The following is a 24,787-nucleotide window of genomic DNA, read 5'->3' on the forward strand; positions in this document are numbered from 1 at the left end:
TCTTATCCTTTATTTAAAATCTTTAAAATGATTTTTGCAAGCTCTAAAGCTTTAAAACGATGAGAGATGTTATTCTTCTCATCCACGCTAAGCTGGGCTAAGGTTTTATCAAAACCCTTTGGAATAAAAAGGCTATCATAACCAAAACCATTTTCACCTTTTTCTGTATCAATCACTTTGCCATACATGGTTCCATGTGTGCTAAATTCCCCCATCAAACCTACCATAGCAATAGCAGCAACATAATGCGCCTTACTTTGTTTAAAACCTTTTTTTATCATTTCATTTACAAGCTTATCACGGTTGCTTTTATCATTACCTTGACCACTGAATCGAGCAGAATAAATTCCTGGATTTCCTCCTAAAACATCTACGCAAATGCCGCTATCATCACTTAAAGCGATAAAATCTTTTTTTTGCTTTTCATCTAAAGCATTAAAAACTGCTCTTGCTTTAATCAAAGCATTTTCTTTAAAAGTTTTTCCATTTTCTTCAATCTCAAAAGGCGTTAAAACTTCATCAAAAGCATAAATTTCAAAATCTTTCAAAATTTCTTTAAGTTCTAAAACCTTATGCATATTGCTCGTAGCTAGGATAATCTTCATAACAAAAGCTCCAAAATAATATCAAAAACAAAAATATGATTTTATAAAATTTATCCTTGTGCGTAGCTTTTAAATATCAAATGATAAAACGATGTTAATCAATGCTTAATCCATTTCATAGTAAAATTATCCTAATTTAAATTTCAAATTTAATAGGAAATTGATAATGCTAAATAATGTCTTACCCTTATCTTTCATAGTTGGAACAAGATTTTTTGGGCTTTTTATAGTTTTGCCAGTTTTAAGTCTTTATGCTTTAAAACTTGAAGGTGCTAATGAATTTTTAGTGGGACTTTTAGTTGGTGTTTATGCCTTAACCCAAATGATTTTACAAATGCCTTTTGGAATTTTAAGTGATAAAATTGGTCGTAAAAAAACCATGCTCATTGGACTGATTATTTTTATAATAGGCTCTTTAATCTGCTCTTTTTCAGAAAATATCTACATCATGCTTTTAGGAAGAATGCTCCAAGGTGCAGGAGCTATTGGAGCAGTAGCTACGGCAATGATAAGTGATTTTATCACAGAAGAAAATCGTGGTAAAGCCATGGCGGTAATGGGTTCTTTTATAGGACTTAGTTTCGCAGCTTCTATGGTGATCTCTCCTTTAATGAGTGCAAAATGGGGTTTATCTAGCCTTTTTGATCTTAGTGCGGCTTTGTCTCTTTTATGTATAATTTTACTTTATACCGTTGTACCTAAAGAAAATAAAATCACTCATGAAAATGAAAAAACTCCTTTTTTTCATCTTATTAAACAAAAAAATTTAGCCCTTATGAATCTTACTAATTTCATGCAAAAAATGCTTATGAGTATAGCATTTTTAAGTATTCCTATTATCCTAGTAAAACATTTAGGCTTTGCTTCTGATAAACTTTGGATTGTTTATAGCGCTTCTATGATAGCAGGTTTTATCGCTATGGGCTTTGCTGGAAGTTTAGGCGAAAAAAGAGGTTTAGCTAAACAAATTTTACTCTTGGGAATTGTTTTTTTCATACTTTCTTATCTTTTTTTTACTTTTAGTAATTCTATAGATTTTTTTATCATAGCGGTTGTGATTTTTTTTATAGGTTTTAATTTACACGAACCTATTATGCAAAGTTGCGCATCAAAATTTTGTAAAGTTCATGAAAAAGGTGCAGCATTAGGGTTGTTTAATGCTTTTGGATATGGTGGAAGTTTTATAGGCGGTATTATCGGAGGGATATTTTTACATCTAGATGCCTTAAATCTTTTGGCTATTATTTTAGTGGTTTTAGCTCTAATTTGGCTTGTGGCATTATTTTTCTTAAAAAATCCAGCTGATTTTAAAAACCTTTATCTACCTTTAGAAACACCTTTAAATTTCAGTACTTTTAGCGAAAATTTAGGAGTTGTAGATATTTATAAAAACTCTAAAAATCTTGTTGTTAAATTTGATAGCAAACTTACAAATAAAGAAGAATTAGAAGGCAAAATTAAGATCTAAATCTAATTTTGCCCCGCAAAACCCATTGCTTTTATCATCACTTTTGCCTTGCAATCTGCACAACAATAAAGTGTTTTGATTTTATTCTCATCATTACCAAATTTAGGTTTCATTAAATTGGCTATTTTTTCTACAGCTTTTTTGGTGGCAAATTCTTTACCACATTCTATACAGGCAAAAAGCTCATCTTTTGCCATGGTTTGATATTCAAAATAAGAAGCTCTAAACTCCATTCCACTACGAAATAATTTTAAAGTATCTTTTTCGGCACAACTTAACTCACAATACCCACAAGTCGTACAAAGAGAAGCATTGAATTTCAAAGCATTTTCTTGTTTATCAGCGATTAAAGCTCCTACATTACAGGCACCAACGCAAGAAAGACAAAGCGTACAGGTGTTAGGATTGATTTCTACCTTACCATAACGCAACCATTCGCCACTTTCTATACTACCAAAATCTTCATTTTTTATCATTTCTTGCATTCTTTTGGCAAAATTTTCTCTTGTAGTTAAGGTGTTATTATGAAAATCATATTTTAAATCTTGTATGAATTCTTGCTCTTTTAAAACATTTTGCAATTCTTTCTCATTTTTAGCAACAAAAATAGCTTTTTTTTGAAATTTTCTTTCAAAAAAAGTATTTAAAAGTACAATAGCCTCATTGCTACCACGAGATACAAAGTCCGTATAAAAAACCAAATTTGCTCCACTATTTTGCAAAAGTGTTAAAAAATGCATAGAAGAAAGCCATTTTTCACCCTCTATCATAAAGGGTAAAACATCTTTTGGTAAAGCAAGATTCAAATTTTCTAAAGACATTTTTTTAGGAATGATTAAAATTTTTTTATCTTTATAAAACTCACAAAGAGTAAAAAAACTTTTTCTTGGCATAGGAGCATAATCAAGCGATCCGCTAGGACACACACTAATACATCCTCCACAACCCAAACAATCCACTTGAGAAAATTCCAAATGTTTGTTTTCATCATCTTTCAAAATCGCCACAGTAGGACAAATTTCAGCACATTTTGCACAATGCTCACTGCGTCTTTCGTGGTATTGGCACACGCTAGCATTATAGCTAATATAAGTTTTATAATGATATTTTGGACTTTTGCTTTGCAAAAACTCCAACAATACTTCAAGATTTTCAAAATTTAAAAGATTATAACATCCACTTTGTCTTGTAAAATCTTTACGCACAACGCTTAAATCCTCAGCTTTAAAAAGTAAAAAATCAAAATCTATTTCCACTTCTTCGCCTTGATTTTTAACCACAGCACAAAGTTCCCCTACACTTCCAAAAACAGCTAAAATTTCTGCACTGCTTAAAGCAATAACCTTAAATCCATGTTCTTTTAAAAACTCTACGGTTTGAGTATCGCTATCTACTAAAATCAAACGATTTTTCACTTCTTTGCTTTGCTCTAAATCAAGCCCTAAATCATAAACGCTAGCTCTTGCTTCATAAAGCGTTAAGACATTTTTACTTTGCTCTAAAATTTCATCTTGAGAATTTTTAAGATAAAAATTAATCTCAGGGGCATAAATTTGTGCTTTTTGATTTTTATCATTACAAATTAACGCTTCTTTATCATTTACCTGATCTAAAATTTCAATAGCATCAGGCAAAGGGATTAAAACATCATTTTTTATATAAACAAAATCTTGCATTGTCTTCCTTAATCTCTTTAAAACATCATTTTATAAATTCTATGTTAAAATAACCAAATATTTTCTTAAGGCTTAAGATGAACAAATTTAGAACTTTTCCGCAGATTAACACTCTTATTGAAGATGAGAGTTTAAAATCCTATCCTTTTTATATCAAAGCATTTTTTTGTAAAAAAGTTGTCGCAAAACTAAAAGAAAATTTTTCCCAAGATGAAATTTCTAAAGATAAACTACTTTTAGAAATCAAAAAAGAAATCAAAACTTTTTACCGCAAAGACTTACAAAGTGTGATTAATGCAAGCGGAGTCGTTATACACACAAACCTTGGCAGAAGTGTAATCCATGAAGAATTTTATGAAGCGTGTAAAGATATCATTTGTAATTATTCTAATGTAGAGTTTGATTTAGAAAATGGAAAAAGAGGCTCTCGCTATGCTTTGGTGCTAGAAAAACTTAAAATGCTTTTTGAATGCGAAGATGCTTTAGTAGTCAATAACAACGCTGCGGCAGTTTTTTTAGTACTTAATTCTCTTTGTTATGATAAAGAAGTCATAAGCTCAAGAGGAGAACTTGTAGAAATTGGTGGCAGTTTTCGCGTGCCTGAAGTAATAAAAGCTGCAGGTGTAAAGCTTTGCGAAGTTGGAACTAGCAACAAAACACACTTAAAAGACTATGAACAAGCTATCAGTGAAAATACCGCTCTAATTTTAAAAACCCACAAGTCTAATTTCTCTCTTATGGGTTTTCACAGTGAAGTAAATATAAAAGATCTACATGAACTAGCAAAAGAAAAAGGGCTTTTGAGTTATTATGATCTAGGTTCTGGCTGGTGTGAAAATTTAAACGAAAAACTGATTAAAAATGAACCTAAAATCAAAAAACTCGTGCAAGAATGTGATATTTTAAGTTTTAGTGGAGATAAACTTTTTGGTAGTGTGCAAGCGGGCATTATACTTGGAAAAAAAGAACTCATAGAAAAGCTTAAACAAAATCAACTTTTAAGAATGCTAAGAGTGGATAAATTAACTCTATCTTTTTTAAACGAAAGCTTAAAAGCTTATTTGCAAAAAGATTATGAAAAAATTATTACCTTAAAACTTTTAAATGATGACTTATCCTTTATAGAAAAAAAAGCTTTAAGAGTGCAAAAAGAATTAAATTTTCAAACCCAGCTTAAAAAAAGCAAAAGTTTAGTAGGAGGAGGTTCTATGCCTGATAAAAGTTTAAATACTTATATACTAACTTTTCAAGGAGATGCTTTAAAACTACAAACTCGATTTAGAAAAGAAAATATCATAGGACGCATTGAAAATGATGAATTTGTTCTTGATTTTAGAACTATACAAGAAAATGAACTTCAAAAACTTATTCTTACAATCAATCAAATGGAAAACTTATGAAATCTGTTATTATAGGAACCGCAGGACATATTGATCATGGAAAAACTTCACTCATTAAAGCTTTAAATGGTTTTGAAGGCGATAGCTTAAAAGAAGAACAAGAAAGACAAATCACCATTAATTTAAGTTTTTCAAATCTTAAATTAAAAGATAAAAACATTTCTTTTATCGATGTTCCAGGGCATAAAGATTTGGTTAAAACTATGGTAAGTGGAGCTTTTGGCTTTAGTGTTTGTTTATTTGTCATAGATATTAACGAGGGTTTAAAAGAACAAAGTTTAGAACATTTAGAAATTTTAAAAATTCTTGATATTAAAAATATCATTTTAGTGCTTAGCAAATGTGATCTTTGTGAAAATATAGAGCAAAAAAGTGTAGAAATTTTAGAAGAGTTAAAAAATTTAGATTATCCCATTTTAAAAGTATTTCACACCAGTATAAAAAATAATCAAGGCATAGAAGAATTAAAAAATTATCTTTATACCATAGAAAACAAAGAAAACGATGAAGAACTGATTTTTCATTATTATATCGATAGAGTTTTTTCTCTAAAAGGCATAGGAACTGTCGTTACAGGCAGTCTTAATGAAGGAAGTATTACTTTAAATGAAAAAATCATCTGTTTAGACACTCAAAAAGAACTCATTGTTAAAAATATACAAAACCACGATACTAATTTAGAGCAAATCAAAGCTTGTAACCGTGTGGCTTTAAGTTTAAATTGTGATTATAAAGAGTTGAAAAAAGGTTATTTGCTAAGTAAAAAAGGTTATTTTAAAGCCTTTAAAGAATGCGATGCTTTAGTTAAAGCAAAAAATTTACAAAATAGCAAAATGATTTTTTGCGTGGGTTCAAGACAAATAGAATGCAAAATAAATATATTAAAAAAACTAGAAAATGATGAATTTTTTGTGCATTTTAGTTTTGATAAAAATGTATTTTTAAGTTTTGATGAGGCTTTTATTTTATTACAAAACAATCGTGTTATAGGCGGTGGTAGGGTTTTAAATCCTTTAAGCGAACCTTTAAAAAAAGAACAAAAAAATAAATTTTTAATGTTTTTGAAAAATAAAGATTTTAAAGCAGCCTTTTCTTTCTTAAAAGACGCACACAAATATGGCTTTGGCTTGCTTTCAAGTTATCAAAGATTTAAACTCTCTCATCAAAAAGCATTGAAATTAGCAAAAGAATTAAATCAAGTATTTGTCGATGAAAAAAATCTTAATGTATATCATTTACAAAGTCTAGAAGAAATTAAAAATTTCATCAAATTCATACTTGAAAAAAATCCTTATGCCATGCTTTCAGCACATTCTTTAGCCTTAAGGATTACTTGGGCAAGTGAAAATTTTTGCGAACTTGGGCTCAAAGAAATGTCAAATTTATTGGATTTTCAAAATGGAATTTATTTTAAAAAAGGTATAGATTTTGAAAAACTTCAAGAAAAAAACAATAACCAAATGTATGAAATTTTAAAAAAACAAGGTATTAAACCCGAAGCTCCTTATAATCTTTATGATTTTTTAGAACTTGATAGAAAAAGCGGAGATAATATACTCAAAAAACTTACCCAAAAAGGCTTGGTTGTAAGACTTTCACACAATCTTTTTATAGAAAAACAAGCTCTTGAAAAACTTATGCAAGAATGTTTAAATTTATTAAAAAATCAAAGTCTTGATGTGCAAAGTATGAAAGAATATTTTAATCTTTCAAGAAAATATGCTATTGCTTATTTAGAATACTTAGACAAATTTCCTCAAGTAAGTAAAGAAGCTGAAAAAAGATTTTTAACAAACATTTAGAAAATCATTATAGAATTAAACATAATTTATTTAAAGGATTTATAAACTATGAAAAAATTAAGTTTAATTCTTGCCTGTTCAGCATCTTTGTTTGCTGCAAGTAATTCAGAAATTAGTGATTTTTATTCAAAAAGCATTAAAGCACAATTTCCAAATGCTACCGTTAGCGTATCAAATCGTCAAAAGGTTGGTAATACGGGTTTTGAAAGTGTTATTGTAAGCGTTGAATTAAATGGACAAAAACAAGAAAACATTCTTTTTACAAAAGATAGTCTTATTACCCCTGATCTTATCGACTTGAAAACGGGAATTTCTTATGCTCAAGAATATGAAATGAAAAAATTTCAAGAAGCAAGAGAAAATTTTACAAAAAATGCTAAAGCTGTAGCACAAAAAGAAACCATGGTAATAGCTTTGGGAGATAAAAATAAACCTGCAATTTATGTTTTTTCGGATCCTGAATGCCCTTATTGTAGAGAACATTTAGCTCAAATTGATGATGAACTTAAAAACTATCAAGTTAATTATATTTTAACTCCAGTACATGGAAAATCTGCTTTTGAAAAATCCGCTCTAATCTACAAAGAAGCAAAAAAAGCAAAAAATGATAAAGAAAAAATCGCAATTTTAAACAAATACTACGATGCAAATATCAAAAATTATCCAAAAGTAAGTGATGCAAAATTAAAAGAAGTTTTTTCCTTATATGAAAAATATCGTTCATTAGGTCTTAGTGCTACTCCAACTATTATTAAATAAACCTAATGTCTAAAAATTTGCTTTAATTTTAAGCTTTTTTATAGCACTCTTTATGAGTGCTTGCACCAATGCAACTTTCATGCAAAGCTTTATTCAAACAAGCAATGAAGGCATTTTTATCAGATCGCAAAAACAACAAAGTTTTAAAATTTCCTTTCAAAATCCTAGCCAACTTCGAACTACTTTGGATAGAGATTTGGCTTTAAAACTTAAAAATTTAGGCTTAAAAGAAGTAAAAGAGAATGCAGATTATGAAATTTTAATAATCTTGTAGATATGAAAAAGCGTTCTTATGCTCAAAAAATCACAACTTCAGCAAGATTTTTTTACGATTTTGATCCTTTCGAAAGTGATGGAGAATGGATGGTAGAAAACTACTATACTATGCAAGTTAATTTACAAATCAACTCTAAAAATTACAATTCTCAAAAAACAAGTCTTCTTGCAAGAACAGCTTATCTTGGAAATAAAGAACGCTGTCAATTATCTTTAGAAAATAAAATTATAAATCAAATAGTGAGTTTTTTTTATTTTTAAGAAAAGACAATCAAGAGTATAAAAACTCTTGATTTTAAGAATTATTAAGCAAAATAAGGTTTGATTTGTTCTACCCAAGCATCAATTCTTGATTCAGTTTGATCTTCTTGATTATCATTGTCAAGAGCAAGTCCAACAAATTTACCATCTACAACCGCATCGCTTGCTTCAAATGTATAACCATCAGTTGAAACTTCTCCTACCAAATTTGCACCTGCATCTTTTAAATTTTGAGCTAATTTACCCATGCCACCACAAAAAGTGTCAGAATAACTTTCACTATCACCCATACCAAATACAGCTACAGTTTTTCCACCAAGACTAAGCCCTGAAAAATCAAAACCATCCCAATCATCTTGTAAATCACCACTTCCCCAAGTTGAAGTTCCACAAATTAATTTATCGTAAGAATTCATTTTAGCCGCATCAATATCTGAGATATTAAAAACATCGCTAATTCCAAGTTTTGAAGCAATTGTATTAGCCGCTCCTTCTGTATTTCCCATAGCACTACCATAGATTACTGCTACTGACATTATTTTCTCCTTATAATTTGATTTGATATTTTATACGGAACTAATTTTAACATAGTTTTGTTTAAATCACACAAAAAATGTTTTATTTCAATAAAATGTGTGAAATTTTTGTTACGCGGACAAACAATATAAAATTTTTCAAAATTGTTTTCTTTTACTAAATTCAATAATCCATGAATTTCATTTTCAATTTTTAAATTATGTGTATTAATCTCTTTGCAAAGTGGTAAAATTGCAAATTTCTTATCTATTATAATAATATCACCATCTTGATCTATATTTTTTCCATTATTTTGAAAAGAAACCTTATCATAAACATAAGAGCTAAATAAAATTTGCGCATCAAAACAAATGCCATAAAGATAAATTCTTAAAAGTCTTAAAAGATCGACATTCTTAGATATTTTAGTATTAAAAATCAAGCTTTTTCTTTTTTGAAAGTAAAAAGCGTATACATTAAGCTTGATATTTATATTTTGAATCTTACCAAATGAAACATGCATTATATCATGTAAAAAATTTCCAAATATCATTTTTAAACTCTTGGTATTTTTTGCATATGAAAGAGGAATTTTTAGAGTGCTATCAACGCTCGCATTATATTGAGTTAAAAAAGTCAACATAAGCTCTTGATTGTTTAAATAGCGATAAATTTGCGGTATAAATTCTCGCTTATCATCAAATCCAAATAACATCTTTAACCTTTATAGCAAGAAAATTCTTTATTAAGATTAAAAATTTTACAATATTCACAATACACACAACTTACACTTCTTTTTGCACAAACTAATGGAATTTTACGCTTTTTAGCTTCACTTTTGATTTTTTTCATAGTATTATGATTTAAAAAGCTTGTTAACATTACTATACATTCTGTATCACAAGGAATCGGCTTGCGATTAACTCTATTTTCATTACGCGCATCCCAGTGTTCTATTTTTTTAGCACCTAAATCATGTAAAACAGCTCTAATAGGAGTGATTTCATCTGCACCAATAACCAAAACTGACATAAATTCTCCTTTGTGATTTTTAAAATATATTTTGATAATTATTATTATAATATAAAAAAACTAAATTTATTTTGAAATTTATTATTAATAAAATGCAATTATTCAGTTAATTTTAATTTTTAATAGATATAATTTACTAATTAATAAATTTTATTATTTAGGAGAAAACAATGAAAAAATTGACTAACGATTTTGGAAACATTATAGCCGATAACCAAAATTCATTAAGCGCAGGCGCAAAAGGACCTTTACTTATGCAAGATTATCTTTTACTTGAAAAACTTGCTCATCAAAATAGAGAAAGAATTCCAGAAAGAACCGTTCATGCTAAGGGAAGTGGAGCTTATGGCGAAATAAAAATTACGGCAGACTTAAGTGCTTATACCAAAGCTAAAATTTTTCAAAAAGGCGAAGTTACTCCATTATTTTTACGCTTTTCAACAGTAGCAGGTGAAGCAGGTGCAGCAGATGCTGAACGCGATGTGAGAGGTTTTGCTATTAAATTTTACACCAAAGAAGGAAACTGGGACTTGGTAGGAAATAACACTCCGACATTCTTCATCCGTGATGCTTATAAATTCCCTGATTTCATCCATACTCAAAAAAGAGATCCAAGAACACATTTAAGAAGCAATAATGCTGCTTGGGATTTTTGGAGTTTATGTCCTGAAAGCTTACATCAAGTAACCATTCTTATGAGTGATAGAGGAATTCCTGCAAGTTATCGTCATATGCATGGATTTGGAAGCCATACTTATAGTTTTATTAATGATAAAAATGAAAGATTTTGGGTGAAATTCCATTTTAAAACCCAACAAGGGATTAAAAATCTTACCAACCAAGAAGCTGCAGAGCTTATAGCAAAGGATAGGGAAAGTCATCAAAGAGATCTCTATAATGCTATAGAAAATAAAGATTTTCCAAAATGGAAAGTTCAAGTTCAAATTCTTGCTGAAAAAGATATAGAAAAGCTTGGATTTAATCCTTTTGATTTAACAAAAATTTGGCCTCATAGTCTTGTACCTTTGATGGATATAGGCGAAATGATTCTAAACAAAAATCCTCAAAATTATTTTAATGAAGTTGAACAAGCTGCCTTTAGTCCAAGCAATATCGTTCCTGGAATTGGCTTTAGCCCTGATAAAATGTTGCAAGCCAGAATTTTTTCATATCCTGATGCACAAAGATATAGAATAGGAACTAATTATCATCTTTTACCAGTAAATCGTGCAAAAAGCGAAGTGAATACTTACAATGTCGCTGGTGCTATGAATTTTGATAGTTATAAAAATGATGCTGCTTATTATGAACCAAACAGCTATGATAATAGCCCAAAAGAAGACAAAAGCTATCTTGAACCTGATTTAGTCTTAGAAGGCGTAGCACAAAGATATGCTCCACTAGATAATGACTTTTATACTCAACCAAGAGCTTTATTTAATCTTATGAATGATGATCAAAAAACTCAACTTTTTCATAATATTGCCGCTTCTATGGAGGGAGTTGATGAAAAAATTATCACTAGAGCTTTAGAACATTTTGAAAAAATTTCACCTGATTATGCAAAAGGAATTAAAAAAGCTTTAGAAAAATAATTTTTACTTGCCACTTTTGGTGGCAAACTAAAGATTATAATAATTAAGGAAAAACAATGATAACTCTTAGTTTAGAAGAAGAAAAAAGATTTGAAGAGCTTTGTAAAATGGCTTTTAATTTTGCAAGAAATAATGAATATGAAAATCTTAAAATCATGATAGAAGCAGGTTTAAATGTAAATTTAAAAACTCATAAAGGCGATAGCTTGCTTATGCTTGCAGCTTATAATAATTCTTATGAAAGCGCTAAAATGCTTTTAGAAAAAGGTGCAAAAGTAGATGAAAAAAACGATCGTGGACAAACCCCATTAGCGGGAGTTTGTTTTAAAGGATACTTACCTATGTGTGAACTTTTAGTTAAATATGGAGCAAATATTGACGAAAACAATAGTTTAGGAATGACACCTTATACTTTTGCTATTATGTTTGGACGCAAAGATGTGGCAGAATTTTTACTCAAAAAATCTAAAAATAATTTTTTAAAGAAAATGAGCCTAAAAATACTAAAATTTATCAAAAAATTTTAGTTATTTTTTAAATTTCTTCAGATACCTATAAACACTAGGTTCTGAAATTTTTAAAAATTTTGCTACGATAGGAACCGCTCCTTTTATATTAAAAATACCTTTTTCATATAGCTTTTCAGCAATTTCTTCTTTTTGAGTAATACTTAATTGATAATCAGAATTTAAATAACTAGAATCTACACTTTGAACTAAAATATCCTCTATCGAGTGACTTAATGTTTCTATGCTTGAATCATTTTGAGAAAAACTAATATTTCCTAAAATATCACCCATATCTCCAATTTTTTCTAAATCAATCATCTTGCATATTAAATCTCTCATAATGCTAGTATCATGATTGATACACAAAATACCTACTAATTTATCATGATTTTTAATAAAAAAAGTAGATCCTCTAATTAATTTTGATTTTCCAACAAGAGCCTTATAATCACATAAAAAATCTTTTTCTAAATATTTTTTATTTTGCATAAGCTCACTTGCAAAAGCAGTCAAGGGGGAATCTAAACTTCTCCCACTAATGTGATTATTAGCAATTGCCGCAATATAAGCTCCATCTTCAGTAATTACATGAAACACTATCTCATATTGCTCACCTAGGACTTCTCCTAAAAAATATGTCAACTTTATAAATTGTTGTTTTTGTCCCTCATCCATAAAACCGCCTTCAATAAAAATTAATATAATATTAAATTCTACTCTTTATACTTTAAAACATTTCTTAAAAAATAAAATTTTATTATTATAATAATAAACTATTGACAAGTTATTATTGTAGTGATAAAATTCACTCTGCTTAATCTATATTCAACAAAGGAGAATTCATGTCAAACTATCCAAAAGCTATTGGTCCATACTCAGCTTACAGAGAAGCAAATGGACTTTTATTTATATCAGGACAACTTCCTATCAACCCTATTTCAGGAGAAATAGAAAGTTCTGATATCAAAGAACAAACCAAACAATCTTTGAAAAATATCGGTGCTATTTTAGAAGAAAATGGTATCAGTTATGATAAAGTGATTAAAACCACTTGCTTTTTAGCTGATATTAATGATTTTATAGCATTTAATGAAATTTATGCTGAATTTTTTAAAGATCCTTATCCAGCAAGAAGTGCTTTTGCGGTAAAAGATCTGCCAAAAAAAGCTAAAGTAGAGATAGAGATTATCGCTCAAAAAGGCTAAAATATGCTAGGTATTGTTTTATCTCTATTTAGCATTTTTTTACTTGTTTTTATGCTTTATAAAAAAATCAATGCTCACATGGCATTGCTTTTAAGTGGTTTACTTTTACTTTCCTTAGCTGCTATTTTTGGACTTTCTCCACACATTGTTACCAAAGATTCTTTAAATTTAGGTTTTTTTGATATTTTTCAAGTTTTTAATCAAACCATGTCAAGTACATTAGCAGGGCTTGGACTTACACTTATGACTATAGCAGGTTTTTCTGCTTATATGGATCATGTAGGGGCTTCTTATGCACTTTTTAAAGTTTTTGAAAAACCTTTAAAAGCTGTAAAATCTCCTTATGTTTTACTCATAGTTGCTTATTTTATCGTGCAATTTTTAGTTCTTTTTATCCCTTCTCACGCAGGCTTGGCACTTTTACTTATGGTTACTATGTATCCTATACTTGTACGCTCTGGTGTTTCAAAGCTTTCTGCCTTAAGCGTGATTGCTATTTGTCAATATATCGATCATGGACCTGGGAGTGGAAATGTGATCATGGCGTCAAAAGTAGCTGAAGTTGATCCTGCAATTTATTTTGTTCATTATCAACTCCCTACGACTTTACCTATCATTATAGCTGTAGGTATTGCAATATATCTTTGCAATAAATTTTTTGACAAAAAAGATAATTTTGTCTTCAATACACAAGAAATTGAAAAAGAACTAAATGAAAATGAAGGCAAAGAAAAAGAACTTAAAAAACCTCCTAGAATTTATGCGATTTTACCTATAATTCCTTTGGTTTTAATCCTAGGATTTAGTTCAGTACTCGATAGCATCTTGGTTTTAATGGGAATAAATAGTGCTGAAGAAGTCAAAGCAGCTGCTAGTACCGCAATTAAAATGAATGTTCCAGTAGCAATGGTGATTTCAACTTTTGTGGCTATTATTTTTGAAATGATACGCTATAAAAGCATAGTAGAAACTCTTAATTCTATTATGATTTTCTTTAAAGGAATGGGACATTTATTTGTTATCACAGTTTCACTCATCGTTTGTGGTCAAGTATTTGCAAGTGGTCTTTTATCTGTAGGCTTTGTAGATACTTTAATAGAATTTTGCAAAAATGCAGGATTTGGAGTTTTGGCTATTATTATCGCCGTTTCAATCTTGCTTGCAGTTTGTGCTTTCTTAATGGGTTCAGGAAATGCAGCATTTTTTAGCTTTGCTCCACTTATCCCAAATATAGCAAAACACTTTGGAGTTGAAACTATCACCATGATAGCACCAATTCAAATCATGACGGGCTTTGGAAGATGTGTTAGTCCTATTGCGCCAGCAATCTTAGCTATCTCAGCTATTGCAAAAGTAAGTCCTTTTGCCGTGGTTAAAAGAACAGCTATTCCTATGCTTGTAGCGGCTATTGTAAATGTTATTATGACTTATATTTATCTTTAAAAAGGAGAAAAAATGAACTCAAAAACTAAACTTATTCATTGTGGCAGAGGTGATCAAGGCGCTGAAGTAAGATCAGTTAATCCTACGCTTATGCGTGCATCAACCATACTTTTTAAAGATCACGCAACTTGGCAAAAATATAGAGAATTAAGAAAAACAGATCGTGTTTTAAGTTATGGAGCTAGAGGAACAACAACTAATTTTGAACTTGAAAAACTTATTTGCACTCTAGAGGGTGGCTATAGAGCACAACTTTTCCCAACAGGACTTGCAGCATTAGCTATGGTGCTTTTAAACTATGCAAGCAAAGATGCACATTTTTTAATTACTGATGCAATTTATGGGCCTGTAAGAACGATTTGCGAATTATTTTTAGAAAAAATAGGTGTTGAAATTAATTTTTTAAAAGCTGATGCAAGTGATGTAGAAGAAAAAATCAAACCTAATACCAAGCTTATCTTATGCGAAAGTCCAGGTTCTATACTTTATGAAATCATAGATTTACCAAAACTTTGCAAAATTGCCCATGCGCATAATATCCCTGTAGCCATTGATAATACTTATTCTAGTGGATATTTTCTAAATCCTTTAGAACTTGGAGTGGATATTTCAGTTATCGCCGCTACAAAATATCTTAGCGGACACTCTGATGTAACCATGGGTATAGTAGTAATCAACGAAAAAGAATGGAAAAATTTTGACAAACTTCCAGAAGCTTTAGGCTTTACAACAAGTCCTGATGATGCTTACTTAGTACTTCGTGGTATGAGAACACTAGATGTGAGAATGAAAGCTCATGAAAAAAGTGCTGATGAAATTGTAGGGTTTTTACAAAACAGAAAAGAAATTAAAACAATTTTCTATCCAAAACTCAAATCCCACTCAAATCATGAAATTTTCATGCGTGATCATAAAGGTGCAAATGGTATGATTACCATAGAATTTGCAGAAGGTTATAGCAAAGAGGATGCTATTAAATTTATAGATAAACTAGAATACTTTTCAATTGGTGCTAGCTGGGGTGGATATGAAAGCTTAGCCACCGTAACTACTCCGCCTAGAACCGCAACAGACCTAAGCGCAAGAGGGCCATTTGTAAGATTTCATATAGGTCTTGAAGATACTAAAGATTTAATTGCTGATTTAACACAAGCTTTTGATAGTATTAAAAAATAAGGAGATAAGATGACAGGAATTAGCGTATTTGATCATAGATTACTAGCAGACTCATGGAGCACGCAGGAAATGCGTGCTATTTTTTGCGAACAAAACCGCATACAAAAATGGCTCGATGTTGAAGCAGCTTTAGCAAAAGCACAAGCAAAACTTAAAATTATCCCTAAAAAAGCAGCTGATGAGATCGCAAAAAAAGCTCATTATAAATTTATGGATATGGACTTTATCTTTGCTGAATTTAAAAAGACCAAACACCCTTTAGTTCCTACTGTAAGAGGATTGGAAAAAGCTTGCGATAATAATTTAGGCGAATATGTACATTTTGGAGTAACCACTCAAGATATCATCGATACAGGACTGGTTTTACAATTTAAAGAAGCAATGACTCTTATAAAAAGCGAATTAAAAGCTATCGCAAAAGCCCTAGCAAAACTAGCTAAAACCCATAAAAATACTGCTATGATGGGAAGAACTTTGGCACTTCAAGCTTTGCCTATTACTTTTGGACATAAAGTGGCTATTTGGTTAAGCGAACTTGAGCGTCATTTTGAAAGAATACTTGAACTTGAAAAAAGACTTTATGTAGGTAGTATAGTAGGCGCTGTAGGAACTAAAGCAAGTTTAAGTGATGAGTGTAATGAGGTAGAAAAACTCACTTTAGAAAATTTAGGACTTGATGTGCCTAATATTTCTTGGCAGAGCGCACGTGATCGCTTTATAGAACTTGGTTTTGTACTAGGTAATATCAACGCAACCTTTAACAAAATCGCTCATGAAATTTTAATCCTTTCGCATAATGAAATTGATGAAGTTGCTGAACCTTTTGGCAAAGGACAAGTAGGATCAAGCACTATGCCACACAAAAGAAATCCTGCAGTAAGCGAAAATGCAGTTACAGTAAGCAATGCTTTTAAAGCAAATTTAGCCATTTTAAGTGATATTGAAAGACATGAACATGAAAGAGATGGTCAAGTTTGGAAAATGGAATGGAAGCTTTTACCTGAAATGTTTTTAATGCTTTCTGTGGTTTTAGCAAACATGAAATTCGCTCTTAGCGATTTAGAAGTAAAAAAAGATAAAATGCTTAAAAATTTAAATACTCTTAATGGTTTTGTTTTAGCAGAGCGTGTTATGTTTGCATTAAGCGATCATTATGGAAAACAACATGCCCATGAAATTGTTTATGAAAATGCTATGCTAGGTATAGAAAAACAAAAAACTTTTAAAGAAGTTTTACTTGCAGATAAAAGAGTATCTAAAGTATTGAAAGAAAAAGAAATCGATGCTTTGCTTGATGCAACAACCTATGTAGGATATGCACCAAAACTTATAGATGAATTTTTGGCAAAAATCAAAAATAGCGCTATCTTAAAATAGGAAAAATCATGTTCTATAGTGAAATTTTAGCGGATTTTATTTTCAATCTTAAATATGAAAATATCCCTAATGCAGTTGTTCAAAGGGCTAAAGAGCTTATGCTTGATAGCCTTGGAACAGCTATAGCAGCAAGCAAAGAAGAATGTGTTTTAAATGCTTTTAAAGCTTTTGAAAATTTAAGCACAGAAAAAAATACTCCTATTTGGATAAATGATCAAAAATTAGATCCTATATACGCAGCCATGCTAGATGGCATTGCTTCTCATGCGTTAGATTTTGACGATACGCATACAGAAGCGATTTTGCATGCAAGTGCGATTTTAACTCCACTTTGTTTAAGTTATGGTTTTCATGTTAGCAAAGATGCGAAAAAAATCATCAAAGCTTTTATAATAGGCTGGGAAATTGCAGCTAGAGTAGGCATTGCAAGCAAAGGTACTTTTCATAAGCGTGGTTTTCATACTACTGCTATTGCAGGAATTTTTGGAAGCGTGAGTGCAAGTGCAATCTTACTAGATCTTAACAAAGAACAAATCATCAATGCTTTAGGACTTGCAGGAAGTTTTGCAAGTGGGGTTAATGAGTTTTTATCCAATGGATCTAATTCAAAAGTTTTACATATTGCCAATGCTATTAAAAACGGCATTATGGTAGCTCATTTTGCTAAAAACAATATGAGTGGACCTTTGAGTATTTTTGAAGGTAGGGATAATATCTTTAAATGTTTTGGCATAGAAGAAGAATGCGATAAAACAGAACTTAACAAAGCCTTAGGAGAAATTTGGCAAACTATGCAAGTTTCAATCAAGCCTTATCCAAGTTGTCATTTTGCTCATGGGCTTATTGATTGTGCTATTGCTTTAAAAAATGATGGTTTAAAAGCTGATGAAATTAAAAGTATTCATTGTTTTGTAGATGAAGTTCCTATTTCTTTTATCTGTGATCCTTTGGAAGCAAAATACACTCCAAATAGTGCTTATGAAGCTAAATTTTCCATGCCTTTTTTAATGGCTCTAGGATTCTTTGATGGCAAAATCACTCTTAATTCTTATGAAAATTTAAAGCGTGAAGAAGTACTAGAATTTGCTAAAAAAATCAGTTACGAAAAAAGGAAATCTCAAGGCTTTCCAAAATATTTTCCAGGGCATTTAGAAGCCAGTTTGCAAGATGGACACATAATCCAAAAAGATGTTTTTATCAATAAAGGTAATTTTGATAATCCACTAAGTTTTGAAGAATTAAAAGCTAAATTTTTAGCCAATGCACAAATTTACCTTGATAATGCTAAAGCTAACAAAATTCTAGATCAAATCATCAATCTAGAAAATTTAAACCACTTTTCTTTTTAAATATTTATCCTTCTTTTTACAAGAAGGATAATTTCATTACACTTTTTTATTATAATATTTATTATTAATTTAGGAATTACAATGACTTTAAACGAGTTAAAAGATGGACAAAAGGCTATTATTGTCAATTTAAACGCTCACAAAGAACTCAAAAATAGACTTTTAAGCTTTGGATTTATTAAAAATAAAAACTTGAAAAAAATTCACTCCTCTTTAAAAAATGCCACCATAATGGTAGAACTTGATACAAGTTGTGTTATCCTAAGATCTGATGAAGCTAAAACCATAGAAGTGAATCTTATATGAAAAAAATCAAAATAGCCCTTGTAGGTCAGCCTAATGTAGGCAAAAGTCTTCTTATTAATGCGCTTTGCAAAGCTAATATGAAAGTAGGAAATTTTAGCGGAGTTACTATAGAAAAAGCAAGCGCAAAAACTTTTTACAAAAACTATGAATTTGAAGTCATTGATTTACCAGGAACTTATTCTTTAGATGGATATAGCGAAGAAGAAAAAATCACACGTCATTTTTTAAATCAAAATGACTATGATGTTATTGTTAATGTTTTAGATGCCACCAATTTAGAACGCAATCTTATCCTTAGTGCAGAACTTTTAAGCCTTAATAAAAAAATGCTTTTAGCTTTAAATATGTGCGATGAAGCCAAAAAAGAAGGTATAGAGCTTGACACTTCTGTTTTAAGCCAAGAATTTCAAAGTCAAGTTGTTGAAATTTCAGCAAAAACAAAAGAAAATTTAGAACTTTTGCTGCAAAAAATTATTATTTTATTTGAAAGTAAATTTATTCCAAGATCTCAATTTTACACTCCGCTTTGCGAAAAAAGTCCGGAAAAAGAAGATTTATTATATTTTATTAATGAACTTTCAAAAAAAATTATTACACACAAAAAAGAAGAAAGAAATTTAACCAAAAAAATCGATGCCTTACTTATCCATAAATTCTTTGGCTTACCTATATTTTTATTTTTAATGTGGCTTTTATTTCAACTCACCTTTAGCTTAGGACAAATTCCTATGGATTATATAGAATCAGGCTTTAATGCCTTAGGTGAATTTGTTAAAAACAATATTTCTAATACCTTTATCGCTTCAGCTTTGGCTGATGGGATTATCGCAGGTGTTGGTGCTGTGATACTTTTTTTACCTAATATAATAATTTTATTTTTAGGCATAGCTCTTTTAGAAACCACAGGCTATATGTCAAGAGTAGCTTTTTTACTTGATGGGATTTTACATAAATTTGGTTTGCATGGTAAAAGTTTTATTCCGCTAATCACTGGTTTTGGTTGTTCGGTACCTGCTTTTATGGCTACACGCACTCTTAAGAACAAAAGAGATAGACTTTTAACTCTTTTTGTGATCAATTTTATGAGTTGTGGGGCAAGACTTCCTGTATATGTGCTTTTTATCGGTGCTTTTTTTCCAAGTGAAAAAGCAGGAAATTATCTTTTTGGAATTTATATTTTAGGTGCGATTTTAGGACTTTGTGCTGCAAAATTTTTAAGAATGACAGCATTTCGTGGACTTGATGAACCTTTTGTTATGGAAATGCCAAAATATCGTATGCCAAATTGGCATTTAGTTTGGTTTATGGTTTATAATAAAGCCAAAATGTATCTTAAAAAAGCAGGAACTTTCATACTTTTGGCCTCTTTGCTCATATGGTTTGCTAGCAATTTTCCAAAAAGTGAAGAAAATTTAAATGATTTTAATGCTCAAGAAAGAGCTATAGAACAAAGTTATTTAGGACAATTTGGCAAAGGCATAGAACCTATTTTTAAACCCCTTGAGTTAGATTGGAAATTAAGCGTATCTTTAATCAGTGGTTTGGCTGCTAAAGAAGTGATGATCTCAACTATGGGCGTGCTTTATTCACTAGGAAAAGATGTAGATGAAACAAATAATGATTTAAAAGGAATTATCGCTAAAAACATACCCATACCAAGTGCAGTGGCTTTTATTTTATTTGTAATGATTTATAATCCCTGCTTTGCAGCAACTATAGTTTTTTCAAAAGAAAGTGGAAAGCTAAAATACACTCTCTTTCTCTTTCTTTTTACCTGCACAAGTGCTTATATAGTAGCTTTTATAGGACTTCATATCGCTAAAAATTTTATTAAATTAACTTGCTTTTAATGATGAAATTTTAGTAATATTATCTTCAAAAGCTTTTAAAATGCTATAAGCAATACCTTCAAAATCAAGTCCGCCGCAAAGATAGATTAAAGTCATACGAAAAGATTTATTCACATCAAGCTTTGGTTTTTCAGCGTTCATATTTAACTTAAAATCATAAGGACTTGCATGTTTAAAAGCGTAATTTTTTGCCGCAATTAAAAAATCATTCTTATCTTTTAAAAACTCACCTTTAACTAAAATAAAACTCATCTCAAGATATTTCCAAAAATCTTTTGAAGGCATCGAATTTTCATCAAAATTTTGTTCTATAAAAGCATAGTTTTTCTCAAAAGATTTTTTATAATTTTCTACAAGCAAAGCACCTAATTTATTTTTAGCTATATTTTGTAAAATAAGTTTTATATTGCTTTCAAATTCAAAATCTATTTGTTCTAAAATTTTAATTTGCTCTTCTAGAAAAAATTCTTGTTTTAACTCTTCATTGCAAAGTTTAGCGTAAGAAAAAATATTTGCCATAGGCTTTTCATAATTTCCAAACTCATCCCAAAAATTTTTCTCACTACAGGCTATACAACCATGTCCTGCAGCCACTGGCCAAGAAGTTTTAGCATTAAATTTCACTTTAGGGCAGTTGTTGTAAGTATAAGGTCCTTTACAACCTATCTTAAATAAACAAGCTCCATTCTTTGCAGCTTCATCGTCAAAATGTTCAGCAAAAATCCCACTTTCAAATTTCGCCTTTCTTTCACACATATCATGCAAACATTTACCATAAGCCCACACAGGACGATTTTGCTCATCAAGTTCAGGCAAAACTCCAAATAAAGCAAAAAAACTTAAAGTCGCAATGATATTTACATCACTTGGAGGACAACCTGGGATATTTACTACTTTTTGACTTAAGACTTCACTAATACCACAGGTTTTACTAGGATTTGGATAAGCAGCCTGAATACCACCATAACTTGAACAAGTACCCACTGCAAAGATAGCCTTGGCTTTAGCAGCTAGTTTTTCTAAAATTTCATAGCCACTCTCTCCTTGTGCTCCTATAGTAAGAAAAAAGGTATCAATGGCTGCAACACCACCTTCAACCGCTAAAATAAAATCTTCTTCTAAAACATGCTCTAAAAGTTCTTCAGCCTTAGTGCCATTTGCCGCCATTAAAGTTTCATGATATTCTAAAGAAAAAAAATCAAAAATAAGCTCATCAAAACTTGGCAACTCAGAACGCAACAAACTCTCGCTACACCCTGTACATTCACAAAGATGAAGCCATACTAACTTTGTTTTAGGTGCGATTTGAAAAAATCTTTGAGCAAGAGCTGGAATTTCATTGCCTAAAGATAAATGCCTAGCAAGAATTTTTACACTTTCTTCATTGATAACCTTGTCCTCTTTTAAAGTAGAATTCTCAAGTTTTTTAATGCGATCTTCAAGTATATTTTTTAATTCTTCATTGCTAAGCTTTGCCATTTTTTATCCTTTTTGATTATCCCAACAAAGAACAGTTTGCCCTTCTTCATTTTTTTCAACATCGCCCATACCCATGATGTTATATCCTGCATCAACATAATGTATTTCACCTGTAACACCATTTGCTAAATCGCTAAGTAAATACATAGCCGAATTACCTACATCTTCTATACTAACATTGCGTTTTAAAGGAGAATTGATTTCATTGTATTTTAAAATCATTCTAAAATCCCCTATTCCACTTGCTGCCAAAGTTTTAATAGGACCTGCTGAAATAGCATTAACACGAATTCCTTTTACTCCTAGATCTCTTGCTAAATAACGCACAGAACTTTCAAGTGCGGCTTTTGCTACACCCATAACATTATAATGAGGTACATATTTAACCCCACCAAGATAACTTAAAGTCAAAATCGAACCCTTATCTTTTAAAATAGGTAAAAGTGCACGTGTTAAAGAAAGTAAAGAATACACAGAAGTTTGCATAGCTATATCAAAAGCTTCTTTTGAAGTTTCTAAAAAAGAATTTTCTAAAGCTTCTTTTGGAGCAAAAGCAACCGCATGCACTACAAAATCAATCTCGCCTAAATCTTTTTTGATTTTTTCAGCGATAGAATCTAAATGCTCGTTATTATTTACATCAAGCTCATAAACAAAATTAGAATTAAACTCTTGTGCTATAGGTTCTACGCGTTTTTTTAAAGCATCATTTAAAAAAGTAAAAGCAAGCTCGGCTCCTTGATCAAAACATGCTTTTGCTATGCCATAAGCGATAGATTTATTATTCGCAACCCCTACAATAAGGCCTTTTTTACCCTTCATAATCATCTTTTATCCTTTGATTAATTTTATAAAATTTTCTACTTTTAAAGCTGCAGAGCCTATCAAAACTCCACCACAATGATTTACACTTAAAATTTCTTTGATATTATTTTCATTCACACTTCCACCATAAAGCAAAGGTACCTTGGTTAAACTCGCTAAAAATTCAAGCACTTTAGCGATATCTGTACTTTGTGCGCTCACTCCCGTTCCTATAGAATAAATAGGCTCATAAGCGATGATGAGTTTTTCATAATTTAAATCAATAATTTCAAGTTGTTTTTTTAAAAACTCTAAAGTCTTGCCTGAATTTTTTGTATCTAAATTTTCACCTATACAAAAAACAATTTTATAACCATGCTCTTTAGCAAAATCAAATTTAGCCTTAATAAATTCTTCATCTCCTAAAGCTCTTCTTTCAGAATGCCCGATTAAAACACATTTGATCCCAAATTCATCCAAATGCTCTTTTCCAAGCTCGCCTGTAAAAGCACCATTAACACAAGGATAAAAATTTTGCGCTCCTTGTATGAAGTTATTTTCATTTTCTAAAAATGCCACACTAGGTGGGAAAACGATAATATCATCACATTTTGCTCCCATAGTTTTATTTAAAATTTCAGCATAAATTTTAAAACTTGCTCTTGTGTGATTGCATTTTAAATTTGCAGCAAAGATCATTCATTTTCCTTAGATCTTAAAGCTTTTACGCCTGGAAGTTCTTTGCCTTCTATAAGTTCAAGAGAAGCACCACCTCCAGTGGAAATAAAAGTCATTTCATCTGCATCACCTGCGCGCGCAACCACATCAGCCGTATCACCGCCTCCAACAACAGAAGTTGCATGTCCTTCACTGATATAATGACTCATTTTAATGCTACCTTTTGAAAATTTATCAATTTCAAAAACACCCATAGGTCCATTCCACCAAATCGTTTGCGCATCAGAAATCACCTCTTTAAAAAGTCTCACACTCGCAGGTCCTATATCTAAACCCATCCAACCATTTGGAATTTCTTGCGCTGGAACAAATTTCATCGGCGCATCTTGTGAGCACGCAGGAGCGGCTACAACGTCTACTGGAAGATAAATTTTCACTCCTAAATTTTTACCCTTGGTAAGAATTTTATTAGCTTCTTCTAAAAGTTCTTCTTCTAAAAGTGAATTTCCTATATCATAACCTAAAGCTTTTAAAAAAGTAAATGCCATACCTCCGCCTATGATTAATTTATCTACCTTTGGTAATAAATTTGTCAATGCTTGAAGTTTTCCACTTACCTTTGAACCTCCAACAACAGCGACAAAAGGACGTGCTGGATGTTTGATAAGATTGCTTGCAAAATCAATTTCTTTTTGGAGTAAAAATCCTGCGCCTTTGTGTTTTTCATCAAAAAATTTAGTAATCGCCTCTACACTAGAATGTGCTCTATGGCATACTCCAAAAGCATCATTGATATAAACTTGAACCATAGAAGCAAGTTCTTTGGCTAAATTTTCATCATTTTTAGTTTCGCCTTTTTCAAAACGCAAATTTTCAAGAAGTAAAATTTCGCCCGCTTTTAAATTCATAGCTTTGGTTTTTGCATCTTCGCCGATAACATCTTTTGCCATAATAATTTCTTTATCTAAAAGTCTAGCAAGACGCTTAGCCACAGGTTCTAAAGAATACTTGGAACTAATTTCTTTTGGACGCCCTAAATGAGAGGCTAAAATCACACTACAACCATTATCCAAACAATATCTTATCGTAGGAATAGCTGATCTTATGCGTCTATCATCAGTGATATTTAAAAAATCATCTTGAGGAACATTAAAATCACATCTTATAAAAACTTTTTTCTTAGCTAAATCAATGTCTTTTATAGAAATAATATCACTCATG

The 24,787-nt window shown here is 30.6% G+C and carries 23 protein-coding genes and 1 pseudogene; 14 read left to right on the forward strand and 10 right to left on the reverse strand.

Features of this window, described 5'->3' with window-relative positions; translation table 11 throughout:
* Window positions 1-2: 2 nt before the first annotated feature.
* Window positions 3-605, reverse strand: coding sequence for an RdgB/HAM1 family non-canonical purine NTP pyrophosphatase (gene rdgB / locus AJ932_RS07215; protein WP_070243130.1), 603 nt, complete (start codon window positions 603-605; stop codon window positions 3-5).
* 166 nt (window positions 606-771) lie between these two features.
* Between rdgB and AJ932_RS07220 the strand changes: the two genes are divergently transcribed.
* A complete protein-coding gene (locus tag AJ932_RS07220; RefSeq protein WP_052858245.1) occupies window positions 772-2,073 on the forward strand; it encodes an MFS transporter in 1,302 nt (433 codons plus the stop codon).
* Between the two features lie 2 nt (window positions 2,074-2,075).
* On the opposite strand, the gene AJ932_RS07225 is transcribed toward AJ932_RS07220, so the two are convergent.
* Window positions 2,076-3,749, reverse strand: a complete 1,674-nt coding sequence (locus AJ932_RS07225) for a 4Fe-4S dicluster domain-containing protein (RefSeq protein WP_070278607.1) — start codon at window positions 3,747-3,749, stop codon at window positions 2,076-2,078.
* A gap of 77 nt (window positions 3,750-3,826) precedes the next feature.
* Between AJ932_RS07225 and selA the strand changes: the two genes are divergently transcribed.
* From selA to AJ932_RS10360, 4 genes and pseudogenes are all read left to right on the forward strand, one after another.
* Entirely contained in the window at window positions 3,827-5,149 is a 1,323-nt protein-coding gene (gene selA, locus AJ932_RS07230; protein WP_070278609.1) for an L-seryl-tRNA(Sec) selenium transferase, read from the forward strand.
* Window positions 5,146-6,951, forward strand: a complete 1,806-nt coding sequence (gene selB, locus AJ932_RS07235; protein ID WP_070274869.1) for a selenocysteine-specific translation elongation factor — start codon at window positions 5,146-5,148, stop codon at window positions 6,949-6,951. Before selA ends, selB begins: the two co-directional genes overlap by 4 nt.
* Before the next feature lie 48 nt (window positions 6,952-6,999).
* Window positions 7,000-7,710, forward strand: coding sequence for a thioredoxin fold domain-containing protein (locus tag AJ932_RS07240; RefSeq protein WP_070278611.1), 711 nt, complete (start codon window positions 7,000-7,002; stop codon window positions 7,708-7,710).
* Between the two features lie 52 nt (window positions 7,711-7,762).
* Window positions 7,763-8,247: pseudogene (locus AJ932_RS10360) on the forward strand (hypothetical protein).
* A 44-nt stretch (window positions 8,248-8,291) separates the two neighbouring features.
* Here the strand turns inward: AJ932_RS10360 and fldA are convergent.
* The 3 genes from fldA to AJ932_RS07260 are packed head-to-tail and all read right to left on the reverse strand — an operon-like array spanning window position 8,292 to window position 9,795.
* Window positions 8,292-8,783 carry a flavodoxin FldA gene (gene fldA, locus AJ932_RS07250; RefSeq protein WP_002855629.1) on the reverse strand — a complete coding sequence of 164 codons (492 nt, stop codon included), beginning with the start codon at window positions 8,781-8,783 and terminating at the stop codon, window positions 8,292-8,294.
* Entirely contained in the window at window positions 8,783-9,478 is a 696-nt protein-coding gene (locus tag AJ932_RS07255; protein WP_070278612.1) for a hypothetical protein, read from the reverse strand. The genes fldA and AJ932_RS07255 overlap by 1 nt, the downstream gene beginning before the upstream one ends.
* Window positions 9,479-9,480: 2 nt before the next feature.
* Window positions 9,481-9,795 carry a DUF2325 domain-containing protein gene (locus tag AJ932_RS07260; RefSeq protein WP_002870622.1) on the reverse strand — a complete coding sequence of 105 codons (315 nt, stop codon included), beginning with the start codon at window positions 9,793-9,795 and terminating at the stop codon, window positions 9,481-9,483.
* A gap of 170 nt (window positions 9,796-9,965) precedes the next feature.
* On the opposite strand from AJ932_RS07260, the gene AJ932_RS07265 reads away from it, so the two are divergent.
* A complete protein-coding gene (locus AJ932_RS07265; protein ID WP_002936345.1) occupies window positions 9,966-11,390 on the forward strand; it encodes a catalase in 1,425 nt (474 codons plus the stop codon).
* Between the two features lie 56 nt (window positions 11,391-11,446).
* On the forward strand, window positions 11,447-11,917 hold the full coding sequence (locus tag AJ932_RS07270; RefSeq protein WP_070278614.1) for a Cj1386 family hemin-binding protein: 471 nt from the start codon (window positions 11,447-11,449) through the stop codon (window positions 11,915-11,917).
* Here the strand turns inward: AJ932_RS07270 and AJ932_RS07275 are convergent, their stop codons facing one another.
* On the reverse strand, window positions 11,918-12,574 hold the full coding sequence (locus tag AJ932_RS07275; RefSeq protein ID WP_002859670.1) for a transcriptional regulator: 657 nt from the start codon (window positions 12,572-12,574) through the stop codon (window positions 11,918-11,920).
* 167 nt (window positions 12,575-12,741) lie between these two features.
* Between AJ932_RS07275 and AJ932_RS07280 the strand changes: the two genes are divergently transcribed.
* The 7 genes from AJ932_RS07280 (at window position 12,742) to feoB (ending at window position 20,605) form a co-directional block, all read left to right on the forward strand.
* Window positions 12,742-13,104: a RidA family protein gene (locus AJ932_RS07280; protein ID WP_070278616.1), complete on the forward strand. Its 363-nt coding sequence runs from the start codon at window positions 12,742-12,744 to the stop codon at window positions 13,102-13,104.
* Window positions 13,105-13,107: 3 nt separating this feature from the next.
* Window positions 13,108-14,547, forward strand: coding sequence for a C4-dicarboxylate transporter DcuC (dcuC, locus tag AJ932_RS07285; protein ID WP_070278617.1), 1,440 nt, complete (start codon window positions 13,108-13,110; stop codon window positions 14,545-14,547).
* Window positions 14,548-14,559: 12 nt separating this feature from the next.
* A complete protein-coding gene (locus AJ932_RS07290) occupies window positions 14,560-15,723 on the forward strand; it encodes a trans-sulfuration enzyme family protein (protein ID WP_070278619.1) in 1,164 nt (387 codons plus the stop codon).
* A gap of 9 nt (window positions 15,724-15,732) precedes the next feature.
* Window positions 15,733-17,100 carry an adenylosuccinate lyase gene (purB, locus tag AJ932_RS07295; RefSeq protein ID WP_070278621.1) on the forward strand — a complete coding sequence of 456 codons (1,368 nt, stop codon included), beginning with the start codon at window positions 15,733-15,735 and terminating at the stop codon, window positions 17,098-17,100.
* An 8-nt stretch (window positions 17,101-17,108) separates the two neighbouring features.
* Window positions 17,109-18,449, forward strand: a complete 1,341-nt coding sequence (locus tag AJ932_RS07300) for an MmgE/PrpD family protein (RefSeq protein WP_002855354.1) — start codon at window positions 17,109-17,111, stop codon at window positions 18,447-18,449.
* 81 nt (window positions 18,450-18,530) lie between these two features.
* Window positions 18,531-18,755: a ferrous iron transport protein A gene (locus tag AJ932_RS07305; RefSeq protein ID WP_002779147.1), complete on the forward strand. Its 225-nt coding sequence runs from the start codon at window positions 18,531-18,533 to the stop codon at window positions 18,753-18,755.
* Window positions 18,752-20,605: a ferrous iron transport protein B gene (gene feoB, locus AJ932_RS07310; protein WP_070278623.1), complete on the forward strand. Its 1,854-nt coding sequence runs from the start codon at window positions 18,752-18,754 to the stop codon at window positions 20,603-20,605. Before AJ932_RS07305 ends, feoB begins: the two co-directional genes overlap by 4 nt.
* Here feoB and AJ932_RS07315 read toward each other — a convergent pair.
* Genes AJ932_RS07315 through AJ932_RS07330 form a run of 4 tightly spaced genes read right to left on the reverse strand, consistent with a single transcriptional unit; the run spans window position 20,591 to window position 24,786 of the window.
* Window positions 20,591-22,084, reverse strand: coding sequence for a hydrogenase small subunit (locus AJ932_RS07315; RefSeq protein WP_070278624.1), 1,494 nt, complete (start codon window positions 22,082-22,084; stop codon window positions 20,591-20,593). The genes feoB and AJ932_RS07315 overlap by 15 nt on opposite strands.
* Before the next feature lie 3 nt (window positions 22,085-22,087).
* Window positions 22,088-22,912, reverse strand: a complete 825-nt coding sequence (fabI, locus tag AJ932_RS07320) for an enoyl-ACP reductase FabI (protein WP_002870612.1) — start codon at window positions 22,910-22,912, stop codon at window positions 22,088-22,090.
* Window positions 22,913-22,915: 3 nt separating this feature from the next.
* Window positions 22,916-23,587 (reverse strand): triose-phosphate isomerase, encoded by a 672-nt coding sequence (locus AJ932_RS07325; RefSeq protein WP_002859678.1) that lies wholly within the window; start codon window positions 23,585-23,587, stop codon window positions 22,916-22,918.
* Entirely contained in the window at window positions 23,584-24,786 is a 1,203-nt protein-coding gene (locus AJ932_RS07330) for a phosphoglycerate kinase (protein WP_002783833.1), read from the reverse strand. Before AJ932_RS07330 ends, AJ932_RS07325 begins: the two co-directional genes overlap by 4 nt.
* Window position 24,787 lies beyond the last annotated feature (1 nt).

It is taken from the genome of Campylobacter sp. BCW_6873, assembly GCF_001762365.1.
Taxonomy (GTDB): Bacteria; Campylobacterota; Campylobacteria; order Campylobacterales; family Campylobacteraceae; genus Campylobacter_D; species Campylobacter_D jejuni.

What these genes read in the sequence shown, in the direction of transcription:
- rdgB (WP_070243130.1), bottom strand. Translation starts at nt 605, where the DNA reads ATGAAGATTATCCTAGCTACGAGCAATATGCATAAGGTTTTAGAACTT.
- AJ932_RS07270 (WP_070278614.1), top strand. Translation starts at nt 11,447, where the DNA reads ATGATAACTCTTAGTTTAGAAGAAGAAAAAAGATTTGAAGAGCTTTGT.
- selB (WP_070274869.1), top strand. Translation starts at nt 5,146, where the DNA reads ATGAAATCTGTTATTATAGGAACCGCAGGACATATTGATCATGGAAAA.
- AJ932_RS07305 (WP_002779147.1), top strand. Translation starts at nt 18,531, where the DNA reads ATGACTTTAAACGAGTTAAAAGATGGACAAAAGGCTATTATTGTCAAT.
- AJ932_RS07325 (WP_002859678.1), bottom strand. Translation starts at nt 23,587, where the DNA reads ATGATCTTTGCTGCAAATTTAAAATGCAATCACACAAGAGCAAGTTTT.
- AJ932_RS07330 (WP_002783833.1), bottom strand. Translation starts at nt 24,786, where the DNA reads ATGAGTGATATTATTTCTATAAAAGACATTGATTTAGCTAAGAAAAAA.
- AJ932_RS07290 (WP_070278619.1), top strand. Translation starts at nt 14,560, where the DNA reads ATGAACTCAAAAACTAAACTTATTCATTGTGGCAGAGGTGATCAAGGC.
- AJ932_RS07255 (WP_070278612.1), bottom strand. Translation starts at nt 9,478, where the DNA reads ATGTTATTTGGATTTGATGATAAGCGAGAATTTATACCGCAAATTTAT.
- AJ932_RS07260 (WP_002870622.1), bottom strand. Translation starts at nt 9,795, where the DNA reads ATGTCAGTTTTGGTTATTGGTGCAGATGAAATCACTCCTATTAGAGCT.
- AJ932_RS07225 (WP_070278607.1), bottom strand. Translation starts at nt 3,749, where the DNA reads ATGCAAGATTTTGTTTATATAAAAAATGATGTTTTAATCCCTTTGCCT.
- selA (WP_070278609.1), top strand. Translation starts at nt 3,827, where the DNA reads ATGAACAAATTTAGAACTTTTCCGCAGATTAACACTCTTATTGAAGAT.
- purB (WP_070278621.1), top strand. Translation starts at nt 15,733, where the DNA reads ATGACAGGAATTAGCGTATTTGATCATAGATTACTAGCAGACTCATGG.
- AJ932_RS07265 (WP_002936345.1), top strand. Translation starts at nt 9,966, where the DNA reads ATGAAAAAATTGACTAACGATTTTGGAAACATTATAGCCGATAACCAA.
- dcuC (WP_070278617.1), top strand. Translation starts at nt 13,108, where the DNA reads ATGCTAGGTATTGTTTTATCTCTATTTAGCATTTTTTTACTTGTTTTT.
- AJ932_RS07280 (WP_070278616.1), top strand. Translation starts at nt 12,742, where the DNA reads ATGTCAAACTATCCAAAAGCTATTGGTCCATACTCAGCTTACAGAGAA.
- AJ932_RS07315 (WP_070278624.1), bottom strand. Translation starts at nt 22,084, where the DNA reads ATGGCAAAGCTTAGCAATGAAGAATTAAAAAATATACTTGAAGATCGC.
- fldA (WP_002855629.1), bottom strand. Translation starts at nt 8,783, where the DNA reads ATGTCAGTAGCAGTAATCTATGGTAGTGCTATGGGAAATACAGAAGGA.
- feoB (WP_070278623.1), top strand. Translation starts at nt 18,752, where the DNA reads ATGAAAAAAATCAAAATAGCCCTTGTAGGTCAGCCTAATGTAGGCAAA.
- fabI (WP_002870612.1), bottom strand. Translation starts at nt 22,912, where the DNA reads ATGATTATGAAGGGTAAAAAAGGCCTTATTGTAGGGGTTGCGAATAAT.
- AJ932_RS07240 (WP_070278611.1), top strand. Translation starts at nt 7,000, where the DNA reads ATGAAAAAATTAAGTTTAATTCTTGCCTGTTCAGCATCTTTGTTTGCT.
- AJ932_RS07300 (WP_002855354.1), top strand. Translation starts at nt 17,109, where the DNA reads ATGTTCTATAGTGAAATTTTAGCGGATTTTATTTTCAATCTTAAATAT.
- AJ932_RS07275 (WP_002859670.1), bottom strand. Translation starts at nt 12,574, where the DNA reads ATGGATGAGGGACAAAAACAACAATTTATAAAGTTGACATATTTTTTA.
- AJ932_RS07220 (WP_052858245.1), top strand. Translation starts at nt 772, where the DNA reads ATGCTAAATAATGTCTTACCCTTATCTTTCATAGTTGGAACAAGATTT.